The organism is Streptomyces sp. TN58 (assembly GCF_001941845.1).
GTDB lineage: Bacteria > Actinomycetota > Actinomycetes > Streptomycetales > Streptomycetaceae > Streptomyces.
The window spans coordinates 1,897,869-1,916,240 of record NZ_CP018870.1; the positions used below are offsets into that span (position 1 = coordinate 1,897,869).

The 18,372-nt window shown below is 71.6% G+C and carries 13 protein-coding genes; 3 read left to right on the forward strand and 10 right to left on the reverse strand.

Features of this window, described 5'->3' with window-relative positions:
- Positions 1-2 precede the first annotated feature (2 nt).
- The 3 genes from BSL84_RS08630 to BSL84_RS08640 form a co-directional block, all read right to left on the reverse strand.
- Complete coding sequence (locus tag BSL84_RS08630; protein ID WP_045322448.1) at positions 3-599, reverse strand: GNAT family N-acetyltransferase; 597 nt, start codon at positions 597-599, stop codon at positions 3-5.
- Between the two features lie 169 nt (positions 600-768).
- Entirely contained in the window at positions 769-2,196 is a 1,428-nt protein-coding gene (pyk, locus tag BSL84_RS08635) for a pyruvate kinase (protein WP_045322449.1), read from the reverse strand.
- A 145-nt stretch (positions 2,197-2,341) separates the two neighbouring features.
- A complete protein-coding gene (locus tag BSL84_RS08640; RefSeq protein ID WP_030026526.1) occupies positions 2,342-3,046 on the reverse strand; it encodes an SIMPL domain-containing protein in 705 nt (234 codons plus the stop codon).
- Between the two features lie 127 nt (positions 3,047-3,173).
- Between BSL84_RS08640 and BSL84_RS08645 the strand changes: the two genes are divergently transcribed.
- Positions 3,174-4,988, forward strand: a complete 1,815-nt coding sequence (locus BSL84_RS08645) for a bifunctional metallophosphatase/5'-nucleotidase (protein WP_045322450.1) — start codon at positions 3,174-3,176, stop codon at positions 4,986-4,988.
- 85 nt (positions 4,989-5,073) lie between these two features.
- Here BSL84_RS08645 and BSL84_RS08650 read toward each other — a convergent pair whose 3' ends face one another.
- The 6 genes from BSL84_RS08650 to BSL84_RS08675 form a co-directional block, all read right to left on the reverse strand.
- Positions 5,074-6,549 carry a hypothetical protein gene (locus BSL84_RS08650; RefSeq protein ID WP_075970112.1) on the reverse strand — a complete coding sequence of 492 codons (1,476 nt, stop codon included), beginning with the start codon at positions 6,547-6,549 and terminating at the stop codon, positions 5,074-5,076.
- A gap of 47 nt (positions 6,550-6,596) precedes the next feature.
- Entirely contained in the window at positions 6,597-8,006 is a 1,410-nt protein-coding gene (locus BSL84_RS08655; protein WP_075970113.1) for a lysine N(6)-hydroxylase/L-ornithine N(5)-oxygenase family protein, read from the reverse strand.
- A complete protein-coding gene (locus BSL84_RS35350; RefSeq protein WP_045324062.1) occupies positions 8,003-9,361 on the reverse strand; it encodes a pyridoxal phosphate-dependent decarboxylase family protein in 1,359 nt (452 codons plus the stop codon). The genes BSL84_RS08655 and BSL84_RS35350 overlap by 4 nt, the downstream gene beginning before the upstream one ends.
- 1,797 nt (positions 9,362-11,158) lie before the next feature.
- Positions 11,159-13,663 carry an aminopeptidase N gene (gene pepN, locus BSL84_RS08665; RefSeq protein ID WP_037663554.1) on the reverse strand — a complete coding sequence of 835 codons (2,505 nt, stop codon included), beginning with the start codon at positions 13,661-13,663 and terminating at the stop codon, positions 11,159-11,161.
- A 43-nt stretch (positions 13,664-13,706) separates the two neighbouring features.
- Complete coding sequence (locus tag BSL84_RS08670; protein ID WP_075970114.1) at positions 13,707-14,060, reverse strand: chorismate mutase; 354 nt, start codon at positions 14,058-14,060, stop codon at positions 13,707-13,709.
- Between the two features lie 493 nt (positions 14,061-14,553).
- Positions 14,554-15,306: a S1 family peptidase gene (locus BSL84_RS08675; RefSeq protein WP_030032898.1), complete on the reverse strand. Its 753-nt coding sequence runs from the start codon at positions 15,304-15,306 to the stop codon at positions 14,554-14,556.
- Positions 15,307-15,477: 171 nt separating this feature from the next.
- On the opposite strand from BSL84_RS08675, the gene BSL84_RS08680 reads away from it, so the two are divergent.
- Both BSL84_RS08680 and BSL84_RS08685 read left to right on the forward strand, forming a co-directional pair.
- On the forward strand, positions 15,478-16,374 hold the full coding sequence (locus BSL84_RS08680) for a hypothetical protein (protein ID WP_075970115.1): 897 nt from the start codon (positions 15,478-15,480) through the stop codon (positions 16,372-16,374).
- Positions 16,375-16,541: 167 nt separating this feature from the next.
- A complete protein-coding gene (locus tag BSL84_RS08685) occupies positions 16,542-17,246 on the forward strand; it encodes an HAD family acid phosphatase (RefSeq protein ID WP_045324056.1) in 705 nt (234 codons plus the stop codon).
- 213 nt (positions 17,247-17,459) lie between these two features.
- Here the strand turns inward: BSL84_RS08685 and BSL84_RS08690 are convergent, their stop codons facing one another.
- The gene (locus BSL84_RS08690; protein WP_030028967.1) at positions 17,460-18,371 is read right to left on the reverse strand and encodes an SDR family oxidoreductase; all 912 of its coding nucleotides are present in this window, start codon (positions 18,369-18,371) and stop codon (positions 17,460-17,462) included.
- Position 18,372: the final 1 nt, after the last annotated feature.

Sequence of the window (18,372 nt, forward strand, 5' to 3'; positions counted from 1 at the left end):
TACTAGGGGCGGTTCGGTTCCGGGTCGGTGGCGAGGCGGGCGTGGAGGTGTTCGTCGTGGTGGCGGCCGTCGCCGAAGAGGTGGGACTCGCGCAGGATGCCTTCGGGGTGGTAGCCGCAGCGGTCGGCGACGCGGCACGAGGCTTGGTTGCCGACGGCGTGGGCGAGTTCGATCCGGCGGGCGTCGGCGGTGCTGAAGCCCCAGGTGGTGACGGCTCGGGTGGCGCGGGTGGCGAGGCCGCGGCCTCGGGCGGCCGGCAGGAACCAGTAGCCGATCATGGCGAGGCCGTCCGCGCGGTCGGTCCAGCGGAGGTTGACGGTGCCGAGGAGGGCGCTGTCGGTGGCGGACAGTACCGCGAAGGCTGCGCCCACGCCGCGGTCCCATCCGTCCTCCCGGGCTTCGAGCCAGGTCTGGGCGGCTTGGTGGTCGGCTGCCGGGAGGGGGTTCCAGAGGGCGATCGTCGGGTCGGCCGCGGCGGTGACGAGGTCGTCGAGCAGTTCCGGTCCGGCGGGCTTGCGGCCCCAGGGGTGGAGAGTGGCCTCGCCGAGGTCGAGCGTGGTGCGGACGAAGGTCCGCCGGTCGGGTATGGGGGTGCTCATGGCGCCCTTCCTACTCGGCGTTCGGGTTTGTCGCCAGCCATTTCTCCGGTACGGCGGGTCGCCGTCGCCGCCGAGGTCAAGGGGGTGTTGTGGTGGTGCCTCGTGCTCGTGCCGTGGCGCGCCGGGCCGTTGGGTGGGGCCCGGCGCGGTGGGGTGGGGTGGGTGGGGGTCAGCGGACGGGGTCGCCGATGTGGTGGATGCGGACGAGGTTGGTGGAGCCGGTGACGCCGGGGGGTGAGCCGGCGGTGATGACGACGGTGTCGCCGGGGACGCAGCGGCCGATGCGGAGGAGTTCTTCTTCGACTTGGGCGACCATGGCGTCGGTGGAGTCGACGTGGGGGCCGAGGAAGGTTTCGACGCCCCAGGTGAGGTTGAGTTGGGAGCGGGTGGCGGGGTCGGGAGTGAAGGCGAGGAGGGGGATGGGTGAGCGGTAGCGGGAGAGGCGGCGGACGGTGTCGCCGCTCTGGGTGAAGGCGACGAGGAATTTGGCGTCGAGGAAGTCGCCCATTTCGGCGGCGGCGCGGGCGACGGCTCCGCCTTGGGTGCGGGGTTTGTTGCGGTCGGTGAGGGGTGGGAGGCCCTTGGCGAGGATGTCTTCTTCGGCGGCTTCGACGATGCGGGACATGGTGCGGACGGTTTCGACGGGGTGTTTGCCGACGCTGGTTTCGCCGGAGAGCATGACGGCGTCGGTGCCGTCGATGACGGCGTTGGCGACGTCGGAGGCTTCGGCGCGGGTGGGGCGGGAGTTGTCGATCATCGAGTCGAGCATCTGGGTGGCGACGATGACGGGTTTGGCGTTGCGTTTGGCGAGTTTGATGGCGCGCTTTTGGACGATGGGGACTTGTTCGAGGGGCATTTCGACGCCGAGGTCGCCGCGGGCGACCATGATTCCGTCGAAGGCGGCGACGATGTCGTCGATGTTGTCGACGGCTTGGGGTTTTTCGATTTTGGCGATGACGGGGAGGCGGCGGCCTTCTTCGTCCATGATGCGGTGGACGTCTTGGATGTCGTGGCCGCTGCGGACGAAGGAGAGGGCGATGACGTCGGCGCCGGTGCGGAGGGCCCAGCGGAGGTCTTCGATGTCCTTGTCGGAGAGGGCGGGGACGGAGACGGCTACGCCGGGGAGGTTGAGGCCTTTGTGGTCGGAGACCATGCCGCCTTCGATGACGCGGGTGTGGACGCGGGGGCCGTCGATGTGGGTGACTTCGAGGGTGACGCGGCCGTCGTCGACGAGGATGCGTTCGCCGGTGGTGACGTCTGTGGCGAGTCCTGTGTAGGTGGTGCTGCAGGTGTGGCGGTCGCCTGGGTGGTCTTCGACGGTGATGGTGAAGTGGTCGCCGCGTTCAAGGAGTACGGGTCCTTCGCGGAAGCGGCCGAGGCGGATCTTCGGGCCTTGAAGGTCGGCGAGGATGCCGACGCTGTGGCCTGTTTCGTCGGAGGCCTTGCGTACGCGTTGGTAGCGCTCCTCGTGTTCGGCGTAGGTGCCGTGGCTGAGGTTGAGTCGGGCGATGTCCATTCCGGCTTCGACCAGGGCTTTGATCTGGTCGTATGAGTCGGTGGCGGGGCCCAGGGTACATACGATTTTCGCTCGGCGCATGGGGGCGAGCCTATTCCCCTACCAATGGGTAGGTAATCGGTTCCTGGTGTCGTCTCAACAGCCGGTGGGTGAATGGTTGTTGACATTTGTTGAATGTGCGTGGGGGTGCTCTGATGAGCACCCCCGGAGCCTGTTTTTCTGTGTTTCAGAGTTGGGGCGGGGTCATGGTGAAGCGGGCGTTCACCTGTGCGTAGACGGTCTGGCGCTGGGGTTCGAGGTCGAGGGGCGGGGGGCCGGCGTCTTCGGTGGTGCTGAAGGCCATGGTGCGCATGCCGGAGCCGCCGGGGGCCTGGGGGTAGGGGGTGGTGTTCTCGGCTCCGAGGTCGGCGAGTTCGGTGAGGGCGGTGAGGCGGGCGCCGAGGGCTTCGGCGTATTCGCGGGCGCGTTGGACGGCGTCGAGTACGGCTTGGCGGCGGGCTTGGCCGTGGGCGGGTGAGGTGGGGCGCAGGGCCCACCAGGGGCCGTCGACCTGGGTGAGTTCGAGGTCGGCGAGGCGGGTGGTGAGTTCGCCGAGGGTGGTGAAGTCGCTGAGTTCGGCGGTGATGTGGACGCGGCCGTGGTAGGCGCGGATGCGTTCGGAGCGTCCGTGGCGGGTGAGTTCGGGGGTGATGGACAGGGCGCCGGTTTCGAGTTTTTCGACGGTGTCGCCGTGGTTTTTGAGGAGGTCGAGGACGGTGTTGTTGCGTCGGGTGAGGTCTTCGAGTGCGGTGCGGCGGTCGGTGCCGCGGGCGTTGACGGTGATGCCGATGCGGGCGATCTCGGGGTCGACTTCGAGGCGGGCTTCGCCGTGGACGGCGACGCGGGGTACGTCGGGGGTTCCGTAGGGCTGGTGGGGTGCGTCCTGGGTCATGGTTTCACTGTCGCACCAGGGTCTGTTCGGGTGTGGTCATCGGATCGAAACCTGGTGGGGGTGTTGCGGCTTGTTACCTGTGGGTCAGAATCTACGCGCGTTGTTGAGGCCTCTAGAGGGAGACGGCATGGCGTTCGACCGCAGGACATTCATAGGGACGACGGCCGCGACGGGTGCGGCCGTTGCGCTGGTGGGGGCCACGGGCACTCCGGCGGCGGCCGCGCAGCAGGATGCGGGAAGGAAGCCGGGCCGGCCGGGGCCGCGGACGTACGCGTTCACGGTGATGGGGACGACGGACCTGCACGGGAACGTCTTCAACTGGGACTACTTCACGGACGCGGAGTTCGACGACAAGGCGCACAACGACGTCGGTCTGGCGAAGATCTCGACCCTGGTGGATCAGGTGCGGGCGGAGAAGGGGCGGTGCAACACGCTGCTCATCGACGCGGGTGACACGATCCAGGGCACGCAGTTGTCGTACTACTACGCGAAGGTCGATCCGATCACGGCGCGGCGTGGTCCGGTGCATCCGATGGCGCAGGCGATGAACGCGATCGGTTATGACGCGGCGGCGTTGGGGAACCACGAGTTCAATTACGGCATTCCGGTGTTGCGGAAGTTCGAGGAGCAGTGTGACTTCCCGCTGTTGGGGGCGAATGCGTTGGATGCGAAGACGCTGAGGCCGGCGTTCGCGCCGTACAGCATGCACCGGTTGCGGACGCCGCACGGGCGGGATGTGAAGGTGGCGGTGCTGGGGCTGACGAACCCGGGTATCGCGCTGTGGGACAAGGCGAACGTGCAGGGGAAGATGACGTTCCCGGGGCTGGAGGAGCAGGCGGCGAAGTATGTGCCGCGGCTGCGTTCGATGGGTGCGGACGTGGTGATCGTGTCGGCGCATTCGGGGTCGAGTGGTACGTCGTCGTACGGCGACCAGCTGCCGTATGTCGAGAACGCGGCGGCGCTGGTGGCGGAGCAGGTGCCGGGGATCGACGCGATCCTGGTGGGTCACGCGCACACGGAGATCCCGGAGTACCGGGTGAGGAACAAGGCGACCGGCAAGGACGTGGTGCTGTCGGAGCCGCTGAAGTGGGGGCAGCGGCTGACGCTGTTCGACTTCGAGCTGGTGTGGGAGAAGGGCCGCTGGTCGGTGGCGAAGGTCGCGGCGAAGGTGCTGAACTCCAACACGGTGGCGGAGGACGCGAAGATCACGCGGTTGCTGTCGGACGAGCACCGCAAGGTCGTGGCGTATGTGAACCAGGTGATCGGTACGTCGACGCAGGCGATGTCGTCGGCGGAGGGTCCGGTGAAGGACGTGGCGATCATCGATCTGATCAACCACGTGCAGGCGGAGACGGTGAAGGGGGCTCTGGCGGGTACGGAGTGGGCGGCGCTGCCGGTGCTGTCGCAGGCTTCGTGCTTCTCGCGGACGGCGGCGATCCCGGCGGGGCAGGTGACGATCCGGGATGCGGCGGGGCTGTATCCGTTCGAGAACACGATGGAGGCGCGGCTGCTGACGGGTGCGCAGCTGAAGGACTATCTGGAGTTCTCGGCGCGGTATTTCGTGCGGACGGCGCCGGGTGATGTGGTGGACGCGGCGAAGCTGACGAACGCGGAGGCGATTCCGGACTACAACTACGACGCGGTGTACGGGTTGTCGTACGACATCGACATCGCGCAGCCGTCGGGTTCGCGGATTTCGGGGTTGTCGTTCGAGGGGAAGCCGGTGGATCCGGCGGCGCAGTTCGTGTTGGCGGTGAACAACTACCGGGCGTCGGGTGGTGGGAACTTCCCGCATGTGCCGCAGGCGAAGCAGTTGTGGTCGAATTCGGACGAGATTCGCAACACGATCATTTCGTGGGTGAAGGCGAAGGGGACGATCGATCCGGCGCAGTTCGCTTCGGTGGACTGGCGGCTGACGCGGGCGGGTGTGCCGGTGTTCTAGCCGTGGTCTGTTCTTGACGGGGTCGGTGTCCGCGGTGGCGGGCGCCGGCCCCGTCGGCGTTCACGGGTGGCGGCCTGCTCGGGGTTCAGGTGTCGGTGTGGACGAGGTGTGCCGGGACGGCGGCGTCGAGGGCGGCGATGAGGCGGTCGCCGCGGGCGACCTGTTGCGGGTGGAGGTGGGTGTGGCAGCCGCAGCCGGTGAGGACGATGCGGCCGGGGCCGTCGTGGAGCATGAGTGCGATGTCGGCGAAGCGGATGTCGTGTTCGTCGCGTTCGGCGTCGCGTATGACCAGGCCCCAGTCGGTGAGGACGTATTCGCCGTGCTCGTGGCGGGGAGTGGTGACCCGGCGGAAGGGGTTCATGCGGAAGCGTGTGCCGGGGGTCGGGGGGTGCTGTCCGTGCGGGCGCCAGCAGTCGGAGTTGGGCAGGCGTTTGCCGTGGGGGGTTTTGAGGCGGGGGAAGACCTGGTGGGGGACGACGAGGACGGCGTCGGTGAGGGCGCGCTGCATGTAGTGGGCGACGTCCTGCGCTGTGGTGGTGGCGTGGCCGGCGAGGAGGCTTGGGGTGTCGTGGTAGGGGATGCCGAAGTGTTCGGCTTCGACGGCGCGGTGCAGTGAGTGCCAGAGGCGGCTTTCGCTGTCGGGTGCGGTGCGGGTGTGGGCGGTGAAGCTGTCGAGTTCGTGCCGGGTGGGGCCTTGCCGGGCGAGGTCGAGGGCTTCGTGCCAGAGGATTTCGGCGGCTTGTTCGCCGTGGCCGTCGGCGGGGCGCAGGGTGAGGACGCGGTCGAGGGTGAGGCGGTCGCGGAGGAACGTGTGGGTGGTGGCGCGGTCGGTGAAGGCGAGTGTGTCGTGTGCGAGGTGTTCGACGCGTCGGCTGAGGGTGTGGCAGGCGGTGACGGCGGCGGGTTCGTGGATGTGGGAGGTCAGGAGGAGGGAGACGGTGTCGATCTGGCGGTGCTGCCAGGTGCCGGGTACGCCGGGGCGGGTGTGGGGGGTGGTGCGGTGGGGGCGGGGGCCGACGGGCAGCGGGAGGGTGAGGCCGGGGGGTGGTGGTCCGTCGAGGGCGAGGACGGCGTTGCCCCGGGTGAAGTGGGTGGCGGCGTGGCTGCGGACGGTGTCGGGGGTGTGTCGGCTGTAGGTGTCGGGGTGGTGGTGGGTGGTGAGGCCGAGGGCGTGGGGGCCGTAGCGGGCGCTGAGGGGTTCGGCGCCTCGGTGGTCGCGGGTGCGGGGGTCCTCGATGGTGAGGAGGCGGGTGGCGTGCTCGATGTGGTGTGTCGGGAGGTCGAGGAGGGCGTTGCAGACGGCGTGGAGGAAGCCGGTGACTTCTGCGGGGGTTCCTTTGGCGATGAAGTGGGTGGCTTCTTCCTCGACGATGCTGGTGAACTCGTGGGGGCGTTTGCCGACCGGTGTCATCACGAGGGTTTCGACGAGGCGGGTGGCGCCGAGGGTGGGGGCGGTTTCGTCTCGTGTGCCGGTGCCGAAGGAGAGGACTGCGCTGAGGGGGCCGGGGCCGGGGGCGGCCTCCCACAGGACGGTGACTCCGTCGGCGCTGGTTCGCTGCATGCCGGTGACGATAGTCGCTGGTCAGGTGTGGGGGGTCGGCTGGTGCCTCAGGGGTGTTCGACGAGGGGGCGGAGTTCGCCGGCGGGGCGGGGGCGGGTGTGTTCGCGCTGTTCGAGGCCGAAGGTGGTGAAGGCGGTGCGTGGGGGTTGGGGGTAGGCCTCTTTGCCGGTGAGGGTGTTGAGGATGGCGGCGCTGCGCCAGGCGGCGAGGCCGAGGTCGGGGGCGCCGACGCCGTGGGTGTGGCGTTCGCCGTTCTGGACGAAGATGCTGCCGGTGACGGAGGGGTCGAGGATCATGCGGTAGCGGTCGTCGATGCGGGGGCGGCCGGAGGAGTCTTTGCGCAGGTAGGGGTCGAGGCCTGCGAGGAGGCGGGTGAGGGGTCGTTCCTTGTAGCCGGTGGCGAGGACGACGGCGTCGGTGGTGAGGCGGGAGCGGGCGCCTTGTTCACCGTGTTCGAGGTGGAGTTCGATTTTTGTGGTGGCGATGCGTCCTGCGGTGCGGACGGTGACTCCGGGGGTGAGGACGGCGTCGGGCCAGCCGCCGTGGAGGGTGCGGCGGTAGAGCTCGTCGTGGATGGCGGCGATGGTGGCGGTGTCGATGCCTTTGTGGAGTTGCCATTGGGCGGGGACGAGGTGGTCGCGTACGGGTTCGGGGAGGGAGTGGAAGTAGCGGGTGTAGTCGGGGGTGAAGTGTTCGAGGCCGAGCTTGGAGTACTCCATGGGGGCGAAGGAGGGGGTGCGGGCGAGCCAGGTGAGGCGTTCGCGGCCGGCGGGGCGGGCGCGGAGCAGGTCGAGGAAGACTTCGGCGCCGGACTGGCCGGATCCGATGACGGTGACGTGTTCGGCGCCGAGGATGCGGGGGCGGTGGTCGAGGTAGTCGGCTGAGTGGATGACGGGGACGGTGGGGGCTTCGGCGAGGGGGCGCAGGGGTTCGGGGATGTGGGGGGCTGTGCCGATGCCGAGGGCGAGGTTGCGGGTGTAGGTGCGGCCGAGGGCTTGGGCTTCGCCGGTGGGGTCGAGTTGGGTGAAGTCGACTTCGAAGAGGTCGCGTTCGGGGTTCCAGCGGATGGCGTCGACCTGGTGGCCGAAGTGGAGTCCGGGGATGCGGCCGGCGACCCAGCGGCAGTAGGCGTCGTATTCGGCGCGGTGGATGTGGAACTGCTCGGCGAAGTAGAAGGGGTAGAGGCGTTCCTTGTGCTTGAGGTAGCTGAGGAAACTCCAGGGGCTGGCGGGGTCGGCGAGGGTGACGAGGTCGGCGAGGAAGGGGACTTGGAGGGTGGCGCCTTCGATGAGGAGGCCGGGGTGCCAGCGGAAGTCGCGGCGCTGTTCGTAGAAGACGGTGGCGAGTTCGCCTGCTCCTTGGTGGGGGAGGCCGTGGGCGAGGGCGGCGAGGGACAGGTTGGACGGTCCGATGCCGATTCCGACGAGGTCGTGGGGTGCATCGAGCTGGGCGGTCATCGGTGGGTGCTGCCTTCCAGGTGGGCGATGAGGGTGTCCAGGTCTCCCGCCGTGGTGTGCGGGTTGAGCAGGGTGGCTTTGAACCACAGGCGGCCGTCGGCGTGGGTGCGGCCGAGGACGGCGAGGCCTTGGTGGAGGAGGGCGCGGCGCTGGGTGGCGACTTCGTCGTCGGTGGCGTGGGTGGGCCGGAAGAGGACGGTGGTGAGGGTGGGGGTGGAGTGGAGTTCGAAGCGGGGGTGGGCGTCGAGGCGCTGGGCGAGGTGGTGTGCGAGGGCGCAGGTGCGGTCGATGAGGTGGGTGAGGCCGTTGCGGCCGAGTGAGCGCAGGGTTGCGGCGATTTTGAGGGCGTCGGGGCGGCGGGTGGTGCGGAGGGAGCGGCCGAGGAGGTCGGGGAGTCCGGCTTCGGTGTCGTCGGTGGGGTTGAGGTAGTCGGCGTGGTGGGCGAGGGGGGTGAGGAGTGTGGTGTCGGGGACGGTGAGGAGTCCTGCGGCGACGGGCTGCCAGCCGAGTTTGTGCAGGTCGACGGTGAGGGAGTGGGCGCGGTCGAGGCCTGTGAGTTTGTGTCGGTGGTGGGGGCTGAGGGCGAGGAGGCCGCCGTATGCGGCGTCGATGTGGAGGTCGGCGCGGTGGTGGTCGCAGAGGTCGGCGATGGCGGGGAGGGGGTCGATGAGTCCGGCGTCGGTGGTGCCGGCGGTGGCGGTGACGAGCGTGGGGCCGGGGGTGGTGGCGAGGGCTTCGGCGAGGCGGGCGGGGTCGAGGACGCCGGTGGGTGTGGGGAGTACGACGGTGGGGGGCAGGCCGAGGAGCCAGGCGGCGCGGGGGATGGAGTGGTGGGCGTTGGCTCCGTGGAGGACGGTGAGGTGGGGGCCGTGGCGTTCGCGGGCGAGGAGGAGGGCGAGTTGGTTGGCTTCGGTGCCGCCGGTGGTGATGAGGGCGTCGGGGTGGGGGGTGGCGTAGAACTCGGCGGCGAGGGTGCGGGTGAGTTCGGCTTCGAGGGTGGATGCGGCGGGGGCCTGGTCCCAGGAGTCGAGGGAGGGGTTGAGTGCGGCGGCGGCGAGGTCTGCGGCGGCGGCGACGGCGAGGGGTGGGCAGTGCAGGTGGGCGGCGCAGTGGGGGTGGGCGGGGTCGGCGGCGCCGGCGGCGAGGGCGCGGACGAGGGTGTGCAGGGCTTCGTGGTCGCCGGTTCCGTGGTCGGGCAGTACGGTGCCGAGGGCGGCTCTGATGCGGGCGGTGACGGTGGCGGGGCCGCCGGCGGGGAGGGGGCCGGGGCGTTCGGCGGTGCCGGTGTGGAGGGCGTCGAGGACGGTGTCGAGGAGCGGGCGCAGGGCGCGGGCGCCGTGGGCTCCGCCGGCCAGCGGGTTGCCGTGCGGCGCGCGGGCAGGGTCATCCGGCCGGCCGGGATACGGGGTGCCGTGCGGCGCGGGGTCGTACGTCTCCGGCCGGCCGGGATACGGGCTGCCGGGCGGCGCCGGGGTACGGACTTCCGGCTGGCCGGGATACGGGCTGCCGGGCGGCACGGGGGTACGGGCTTCCGGCTGGCCGGCATACGGGCTGCCGGGCGGCACGGGGGTACGGACTTCCGGCCGGCCGGGATACGGGCTGCCGGGCGGCGCCGGAGTACGGGCTTCCGGCCGGCCGGGATGCGGGCTGCCGTGCGGCGCGGGGGTACGGGCTTCCGGCCGGCCGGGATACGGGCTGCCGGGCGGCGCCGGGGTACGGACTTCCGGCCGGCCGGGATGCGGGCTGCCGTGCGGCGCCGGGGTACGGACTTCCGGCCGGCCGGGATACGGGCTGCCGGGCGGCGCCGGGGTACGACCTTCCGGCTCGCCGGGATGCGGGCTGCCGGGCGGCACGGGGGTACGGGCTTCCGGCTGGCCGGGACCCGACTTGCCGGGCGGCGCGGGGGTGCGGGCATCCGGCCGGGCGGGGCAGGGATTGCCGGGCGGCGCGGGGGTGCGGGCGTCCGGCCGGGCGGAATGCCGAGTGCCGGGCGGCGGTGAGGCGGGGTCCTCCGGCCGGTCGGGATGCGGGGTGCCGGGTGGCGGAGGGGTGGGGGTGTCCTGGCGGCCGGGAGGACGGTTGCCGGGCAGCGCAGAGGTAGGGGCTTCCGGCTGGCCGGGATGCGGGGTGCCGGGCGGCGCTGTCATCGGGTCCTCCGGGGGCTGGCCGGGGTGTGCCTGGCGGCGCTGTCGTCCCGGGGCTGGCCTGGGTGCGACAGGGGGCACCCTGCCAGTACAACGATCAGGCCCGAATGGGGTAACCGCCGGGGTTTGTCCGAATCGCCGACGGTACGAGGCCTGTACGGCGCGGGGTGGCTGCGTGAGGGGGCCGGGGTCGGGGTGGGGTGCCGTCCGGGACTGCATGATTTATGGCGCCTGAGGCAGGTCGGCCCGTACGGGCTCCTACCGCGCCACAAATCACGTTTTACGTCCCGGCCGGCACCCCACCCCGCCCCCGTCCCCGGCCGCGCGACCCCGCCGGGGCTCAGGATTCCCCCGGTGACCGGCCTGGCTCGCCCCGCCGGGGTTGGGGGTGGGCCGGGGTGTTGTCCGGGACGTGAAACGTGATTTGTGGCGCGTCATCCGGCTCAGCAGGGCGGTCCCCTGAGGCGCCATAAATCATGCAGTCCCGGATGACATCCCGGCCCGGCCCCGGCCCCGGCCCCCGCGACGCCCGAGCTGCCGTAGGGCCTCGCCATTCCGCCGAGTCCCCCGCGGAGCGCCCGCCCCGCAGGGCCGGACCGCCGAGAACCGGACTACGCCCCGGACCACCCGCCCGCACCGCACGCCCGCACCGCACCCCGGGGTGCGCACGGGCTCGCCCCGCAGGGGCCCGCCCGCCGGGTACCCGTAGACGCCCCGCCCGCACGGCACCGGCCGCCGGGTACCCGACAGCACCCGCCCCGCAGGCACCGCACCGCCGGGTGCCGCACGGACTCGCCCCGGAGGGGCCGGACCGCCGGGTACCGGACAGCACCCCGGAGCACCACGTCCCCCGTAGGCGCCCGCCCGCAGGGCACCCCGCAGGGGCACGACCGCCGAGTACCGGACAACGCCCCGGACCACCGGTCCCCGTAGGCGCCCGCCCGCAGGGCACCCCGCAGGGCACCCGGCCGCCGAGTACCCGGCAGTGCAAGCCCGCGGGGCACCCGGTCAGCCGCGGATGTGGAGGGCGCGGGAGAGGTCGTCCAGTTGGTCGGCGAGCTTGCGGCGCAGGAGCGGGATGATGTCGGGGTCGGCGAGGCAGGCCTGGCCTGCCTTGAGGTTGGCTTCGTCGACGGCGTAGGCGGGGAAGGCGTAGCGGCCGGCGGCTTCGCCGATGGCGGGGCCGCGGCGGGCGCCGAGGGCGACGGCTTCGGGGTAGTAGCGGGTGACGTACTCGGCGGTGAGGTCGCTCTGTTCGGGCTGCCAGAAGCCTTGGGCGATGGCGGTGAAGAGGTAGTTGGAGAGGGTGTCGTCGTGGAAGAGGCGGTTCCAGGCGGCGGCTTTGGCTTCGGGGGTGGGGAGGGCTGCGCGGCAGCGGGCGGCGCCTTCTTCGCCGGTGGCGCTGGGGTCGGCGGTGAGGGCGGCGTCGATGTCGGTTTCGTCGACGGCGCCGAGGACGGCGAGGCGGCCGAGGATGCGCCAGCGCAGTTCGGGGTCGAGGGCGGGGCCGCCGGGGACGGTGTCGTCGGCGAGCCAGGCTGCGATGGTGTCGGGCTGGGTGGCGCTGCCGATGAGGGTGCGTACGGCGGTCAGCCGCATGCCGGGTTCCGTGCCGTCCTCGGTGCGGCGCAGCAGGTCGCGGGCGATGGTGGTGAGGGTGGTGAGTGCGGCGGTGCGGTCTTCGGGGGCGAGGTGGCGGACGGCGATCTCGGTGCGGGCGAAGGCGAGGACGCCTTGGACGATGGCGAGGTCGTGTTCGGCGGGGAGGTGGGCTTCGGCGGTGGTCAGGTAGTCCCGGGGGTCGAGTTCGCCGTCGCGGACCATGTCGCGCAGGCAGTTCCAGACGACGGCCCGGGTGAGGGCTTCGGGGATGCCGGACAGGCCGCGCAGGACCGTTTCGAGGGAGGTTTCGTCGAGGCGGATCTTGGCGTAGGTGAGGTCGGCGTCGTTGAGGAGGAGCAGGGCGGGGCGGGTGCCGCTGGTGGAGACGACCTCGTCGGAGGGGACGTCGAGGTCGAGGAGTTCGCGTAGTTCCAGGGTGTGGCCGTCGGCGGGGTCGCGGTCGTAGACGCCGACGGCGATGTGGTGGGGGCGGCTGCCGTCGCGGTCGATGGTGAGGGTCCAGCCGGCGGTGCCGTGGGGGGCGTCTTCGATGCGGGGGGTGAGGGTGTCGATGCCGGTGGTGCGCAGCCATGCGTCGGCCCAGGCGCGGACGTCGCGTCGGGTGTGGGCGGCGAGGGAGTCGATGAAGTCGGCGAGGGAGGCGTTGGCGAACTTGTGGCGGGCGAAGTGGGTGTTGATGCCGGCCAGGAAGTCTTCTTCGCCGAGCCAGGCGACGAGTTGGCGGAGGGCGGAGGCGCCCTTGGCGTAGGAGATGCCGTCGAAGTTGAGGAGTGCGGAGGCGGTGTCGGGGACGTCTTCGGGGGCGACGGGGTGGGTGGAGGGTCGCTGGTCGGCTTCGTAGCCCCAGGGTTTGCGGGTGACGCCGAAGGCGGTCCAGGTGTCGGTGAAGCGGGTGGCTTCGGTGAGGGTCTGGTAGCCCATGTATTCGGCGAAGGATTCGTTGAGCCAGATGTCGTCGAACCAGGCGAGGGTGACGAGGTCGCCGAACCACATGTGGGCCATTTCGTGGGCGATGACCATGGCGCGGGACTGGCGTTCGGTGTCGGTGACGGCGGAGCGGTAGATGAATTCGTCGCGGAAGGTGACGAGGCCGGGGTTTTCCATGGCGCCGGCGTTGAATTCGGGGACGAAGGCCTGGTCGTAGGAGTCGAAGGGGTAGGGCTCGGTGAATTTGGTCTGGTAGCGGTCGAAGCAGGCTGTGGTGATGGAGAGGATTTCGTCGGCGTCGGCGTCCAGGTGGGGGGCGAGGGACTGGCGGCAGTGGATGCCGAAGGGGAGTCCGGCGTGCTGGGTGGTCACGCTGTGCCAGGGGCCTGCGGCGACGGCGGCGAGGTAGGTGGAGATGAGGGGGGTGGGGGCGGACTGCCAGATGCCGGCGCCGTCGGAGTCGCGGTCGGCGAGGCGGGTGGTGATTCCGTTGGCGAGGACGGTCCAGTGTGCGGGGGCGGTGACGGTGAACTGGAAGACGGCCTTGAGGTCGGGCTGGTCGAAGGCGGGCAGGACGCGCTGGACGTCGTCGAGGAACATCTGGCTGTAGACGTACGTCTCGCCGTCGGCGGGGTCGGTGAAGCGGTGGAGGCCTTCGCCGGTGTGGGAGTAGCGCATGCGGGCGTCGATGCGCAGCTCGTGGTCGCCGGGGGTGAGGGTGAGGGGGAGGCGGTTGTCGTCGAGGGCCGCCGGGTCGAGGGGGTGGCCGTCGAGGGTGGCGGAGCGCAGTTCTTCGGGCTTGAGTTCGACGAAGGTGTCGCCGGTGGTGCGGGCGGTGAACCGGATGGTGGTGGCGGAGTCGAAGGTGTCGTCGCCGGTGGTGAGGTCGAGGCGGACGGCGTAGTCGTGGACGTCGAGGAGCTGGGCTCGGAGCTGCGCTTCGTTGCGCGTCAGTGCGGACATGGGGCCCATGCTGCCGCAGTGGGCGGCCGGACCCCTTGTGTCGTCAGTCTTCGCCGGCGGCGATGGTCTCGTGGTGGCGGATGACCTCGGCGATGATGAAGTTGAGGAGCTTCTCGGCGAAGGCGGGGTCGAGCTTGGCGTTCTCGGCGAGCTGGCGGAGTCGGGCGATCTGGCTGGCTTCGCGGCCCGGGTCGGCGGGGGGCAGCTGGTGGCGGGCCTTGAGGTGGCCGACCTGCTGGGTGCACTTGAAGCGTTCGGCGAGCATGTGGACCACGGCCGCGTCGATGTTGTCGATGCTGTCGCGCAGGCGGGCGAGTTCGGCGGTGACGTTCTCGTCGATGCCGTCGGCGGCGGCCGTGTCGCTGCCCGGGCCGTTGTCGTGGTCGCTGTGGTTCATGGTTGTCGAGAATACGTGGCGCGGGGCCGCAGGTCGCGGGGCAGTCGGCCTGTGAGACGGGGTGGGTGGGCGGCCGGTCCGGAGGCGGTTCGCGGCGGGGCGGGGGGGGGCCTTTCAACCGTGGGGGGGGGGCCTGCGTCTTCCCGTGGGGGGTGGGTGCTCGGCTGGGCCGCGCTGTCGGCCTGCGCCTGGTAGGGGGTGTCGTCGAAGTGGCGTCGGCCGCCCGTGAGGGCGGGGGTGGCGGGGTCCGGTGCGTGCGCTCGCAAGGCGCAGGAGGGAGTCGACGCGGGCGTCGGCGACCGACGACGACGCGGCGAGCGTGCGTGCCGGACCCCGCCACCCAGACGGGACTTCGACGACACGCCCTGGGGGCGGCGTGGGGTTCGGCCCGCTTGCGTACGGGAGGTGCGTCGGGGTGGTGGCGGGTGTGGCTCGTCCTCCCGGCCGGTTCGTGCGGGGCCGGGAGGACGAGGGGGTGGGTGCGGGGGTGGGGCTACAGGGTGGCCGCGGCGCTCTTGATCTGGGCGGCGAAGGTGGAGACCTCGGTGTAGACGCCCGGGTAGTCGGGGCGGGCGCAGCCGATGCCCCAGCTGACGATGCCGACCTGGATCCAGGCTCCGGCGTTGTCGCGGCGGAACATGGGGCCGCCGGAGTCGCCCTGGCAGGTGTCGACGCCGCCCTGGCCGAGGCGGCCGGCGCAGATCTCCTCGCCGGGGACGAGGTCGCTGTAGGCGGCACCGCAGTCGGCGTCGGAGACGAAGGGGACGGTGGCCTTCATGAGGTAGCGCTGCTGGCTGCCGCCTTCGCGGGTGGCGCCCCAGCCGGCGACGGTGAAGGTGCCGTTGTCGTAGGCCTTGGTCTCGGCGATCTTGAGGGTGGGCAGGTTGACGGGTTTGGCGAGCTTGATCAGGGCCCAGTCCTTGCCGGTGCCGTTGTAGCCGGGGGCGCGCAGGACCTTGGTGGACTTGACCTTGATGGCGCTGGAGCTGTTGAGGTCGACGACTCCGGCGGTGGCGGTGATGGAGGTGTTGTTGCCGGAGCCGTTCACGCAGTGGGCGGCGGTGAGGACGATCTGCTGGGTGTAGAGGGCGCCGCCGCAGCCCATGGAGAGGCGCACCATGAAGGGGAACTCTCCCTGGGCGGCTCGGGTGCCGCCTACGACGGGTGCGGTGCCGGCGGAGGCGGTGCCGGGCTGGAGGCTGACGGCTGCGAGGGCGACGGCGCCGACGGCGAGGGTGCGCTTCATGAATCGCACGAGGCTGGTCACAGTCAACACACTGCCTTTCGTGGGGGGTTGGGCCGTGCGTGTCATCGGGGAATGACGGGTCCATGACACATCAGAAGGATGGCGGCCAACAAGAAGGCAGTTTCGGCCAACTCCGGGCACAGCAACAGGGATTGCGGTAAGGAGCACCCGATGAAGGAGAACCGCGGGCGGAGCGGCGCCGTCGAGCACGGATTTCCGCACCTGGCGACCGTGCGCGCCGCGATCACCGCGCTCTTCCGGCGCCTGTCGGCGGACGGGGTCCGCGCCTACGCCACGAGCCTGTCCCCCGCCGACGCGGCCTTCGACGCCTCCGACGACCTGCACCTGGGGGCGCAGCGGGTGGCCTCGGCCGTGGTGCGCGCGCTGCGGCTGCCCGACGCGCGGATGGTGGTCGCCTTCCGCCCGATGGAGGAGGCGGCGACGGTGGAACTGGCCGCTGGGCCCGAGTACTTCGTCGAGGTCAACGACCGTTTCCGCACCCACCGGCGGGATCTGGCGGCCGCCCTGTCGCACGAGGCCGCCCATGTGCTGCTGCACCGACTGGAACTCGTCTTCCCCGATCCGGCGGAGAACGAGATCCTCACGGACACCGCCGCCGCCTACCTGGGGGCGGGCTGGCTGCTCCTCGACGCCTACCGGGAGGACGCGCTCACCCGCCAGAGGTTCGGCTACCTGACGCCGGAGGAGTTCGGCTACGTCCTGGCCAAGCGGGCGGTGCTGTTCGGCGAGGATCCGTCCACGTGGTTCACCAGCCCCCAGGCGTACGAGGCCTACGTGCGCGGGAGCGCGCTGGCGGCCCGGGACCTGCGCCGGGCCCCGCTCGCCGCGGCCGGCCCGGGGGCGCGGCGGCGGTACGCGAGGGCGCGCCGCGGCGGGGGCGTCCCGGCGGACGGGTCGGCGTACCGCTTCGAGCGCGAGGGGTCCGGCCCGGGGCTGCGGGTCAGCTTCCCGTGCCCGGTGTGCGAGCAGCGGGTGCGGGTGCCGGTGGGCGGGCGGCTGCGGGCGCGGTGCGGCCTGTGCCGCTCGGTGCTGGACTGCGACACGTAGAGGTTGCCCCGGGGCGTCGGGGACGGACCCGGGCCCGGTCCGCCCGCATATGGCTTGATCGTTCACCGATCGGCCGCGAAAAGTTTCCTACCGGCCAGTAGACATGGCTGGTGTTCTCGCCAACTCTGGTCACGTCCATGTCAAGTTGCGACCGAGGAGCACCCCCCATGCGCAGTTCCCGCCGCATCCGCACGCCCCGTACCGCCGCCGTCGGCGTGGCCGCGGCCGCCGCCCTCCTGACGCTCGTTCCGGCCACCGCCGCCCAGGCGGCCCCGGCCGCCGCGCCCGCGCCCGTCTCCGCACCGGCGACCGCCGCCACCGCCGCCACGACCGCGACCGCGTCCGCGCCGGGCGGCAACGCGGCGATACTCGGCATCGACTACGCCGCCTGGCAGCGGGAGGTGGCCGCCATCGTCGACGCGGCCCGCCCCGCCATCGAGCAGCGCATCGCGAACTCGCCGGCCGGCGAGAAGCCGGCCCTCGTCCTCGACATCGACAACACGTCGCTGGAGACCGACTTCCACTGGTTCTGGACCTATCCGACCCCCGCGATCAGCAAGGTGCGCGCCCTGACCCAGTACGCGCACGCGCGCGGTGTCGCCGTCTTCTTCGTCACGGCCCGCCCGGGCATCATCCACTCCCTCACCGACTACAACCTCAAGGCCGTCGGCTACCCGGTGTCCGGGCTCTACGTCCGCGACCTGCCCGACCTCTTCGAGGAGGTCAGCGCCTACAAGACGGCCAAGCGGGCGGAGATCGAGGCGCGCGGCTACACGATCATCGCGAACATCGGGAACAGCCCGACCGACCTGGTCGGCGGTCACGCCGAGCGCACCGTGAAGCTCCCGGACTACAACGGCAAGCTCTCCTGACGCGGCGGCGGGAACCGTCCCCGGTTCCCGCCCCACGCGCCGCCCGTCGCGCCGCCTCCGGAGCGTCCTTCGTGCGGTGCCGCGCAACTTCCCCCACAACAAATGGCCTAACTGCGGTTCAGCGGGTGGGCCCAGCGGGTAGTGATACCTCAACGCACCGACGAAGACTCGGGCCCGACCCCTCGCCAGGGGGCCGGGCCCGCTTCCGTCTGCTCAGCGCGAGCCGTACGCCGGCAGCGGCGGCTCGGCCGCGGCCAGCAGCTTCAGCGCCGCCTCGCCCGCCTCCGCCGGGGTCCACCGCGCGCCCCGGTCCGCCGTGGGGCCCGGCCGCCAGCCCTCCATGACGGTGATCCGGCCGCCTTCGGTCTCGAAGACCCGGCCGGTGACCCCGGCGGAGGCGTCCGCGCCGAGCCACACCACGAGCGGGGAGACGTTCTCGGGTGCCATCGCGTCGAAGCCGCCGTCCTCGGGGGCGGCCATGGTCTGCGCGAAGGCCTGTTCCGTCATGCGGGTCCGGGCGGCCGGGGCGATGGCGTTGACCTGGACTCCGTACCGGCCCGTCTCCGCCGCCGCGACCAGGGTCAGGCCGAGGATGCCCGCCTTGGCCGCGCTGTAGTTGCCCTGGCCGACGGAGCCCAGCAGTCCCGCCCCGGAGGAGGTGTTGACGACCCGGGCGGCCACCGGGCGGCCGGCCTTGGCCTCCGCCCGCCACCAGGCGGCCGCCGACCGCAACGGCAGGAAGTGCCCCTTCAGGTGGACCCGTACGACCGCGTCCCAGTCGTCCTCGTCCAGGTTCACCAGCATCCGGTCCCGCAGGAATCCGGCGTTGTTGACCAGTGTGTCGAGGCGGCCGAAGGCGTCGACGGCGGCCTCCACCAGGGAGTCCGCGCCCCGCGCGGTCGCTACGTCCCCGCCGTGGGCCACGGCCTCGCCGCCCAGCGCCTCGATCTCCCGGACCACCTGCGCCGCCGGGCTCTGCGGCCCGGGCAGTCCGTCCAGTTCCACGCCGAGGTCGTTGACGACGACCTTCGCCCCCTCCGCGGCGAAGGCCAGCGCGTGGGCCCGACCCAGCCCCCGCCCCGCGCCCGTCACGATCACGACCCGGCCCTCGCACAGTCCCGCCATC

Bases quoted from the DNA above. Each gene is read 5' to 3' on its own strand.
- BSL84_RS08630 (WP_045322448.1), bottom strand. From the start codon at position 599: ATGAGCACCCCCATACCCGACCGGCGGACCTTCGTCCGCACCACGCTC.
- pyk (WP_045322449.1), bottom strand. From the start codon at position 2,196: ATGCGCCGAGCGAAAATCGTATGTACCCTGGGCCCCGCCACCGACTCA.
- BSL84_RS08640 (WP_030026526.1), bottom strand. From the start codon at position 3,046: ATGACCCAGGACGCACCCCACCAGCCCTACGGAACCCCCGACGTACCC.
- BSL84_RS08645 (WP_045322450.1), top strand. From the start codon at position 3,174: ATGGCGTTCGACCGCAGGACATTCATAGGGACGACGGCCGCGACGGGT.
- BSL84_RS08650 (WP_075970112.1), bottom strand. From the start codon at position 6,549: ATGCAGCGAACCAGCGCCGACGGAGTCACCGTCCTGTGGGAGGCCGCC.
- BSL84_RS08655 (WP_075970113.1), bottom strand. From the start codon at position 8,006: ATGACCGCCCAGCTCGATGCACCCCACGACCTCGTCGGAATCGGCATC.
- pepN (WP_037663554.1), bottom strand. From the start codon at position 13,663: ATGTCCGCACTGACGCGCAACGAAGCGCAGCTCCGAGCCCAGCTCCTC.
- BSL84_RS08670 (WP_075970114.1), bottom strand. From the start codon at position 14,060: ATGAACCACAGCGACCACGACAACGGCCCGGGCAGCGACACGGCCGCC.
- BSL84_RS08675 (WP_030032898.1), bottom strand. From the start codon at position 15,306: ATGAAGCGCACCCTCGCCGTCGGCGCCGTCGCCCTCGCAGCCGTCAGC.
- BSL84_RS08680 (WP_075970115.1), top strand. From the start codon at position 15,478: ATGAAGGAGAACCGCGGGCGGAGCGGCGCCGTCGAGCACGGATTTCCG.
- BSL84_RS08685 (WP_045324056.1), top strand. From the start codon at position 16,542: ATGCGCAGTTCCCGCCGCATCCGCACGCCCCGTACCGCCGCCGTCGGC.
- BSL84_RS08690 (WP_030028967.1), bottom strand. From the start codon at position 18,371: ATGGCGGGACTGTGCGAGGGCCGGGTCGTGATCGTGACGGGCGCGGGG.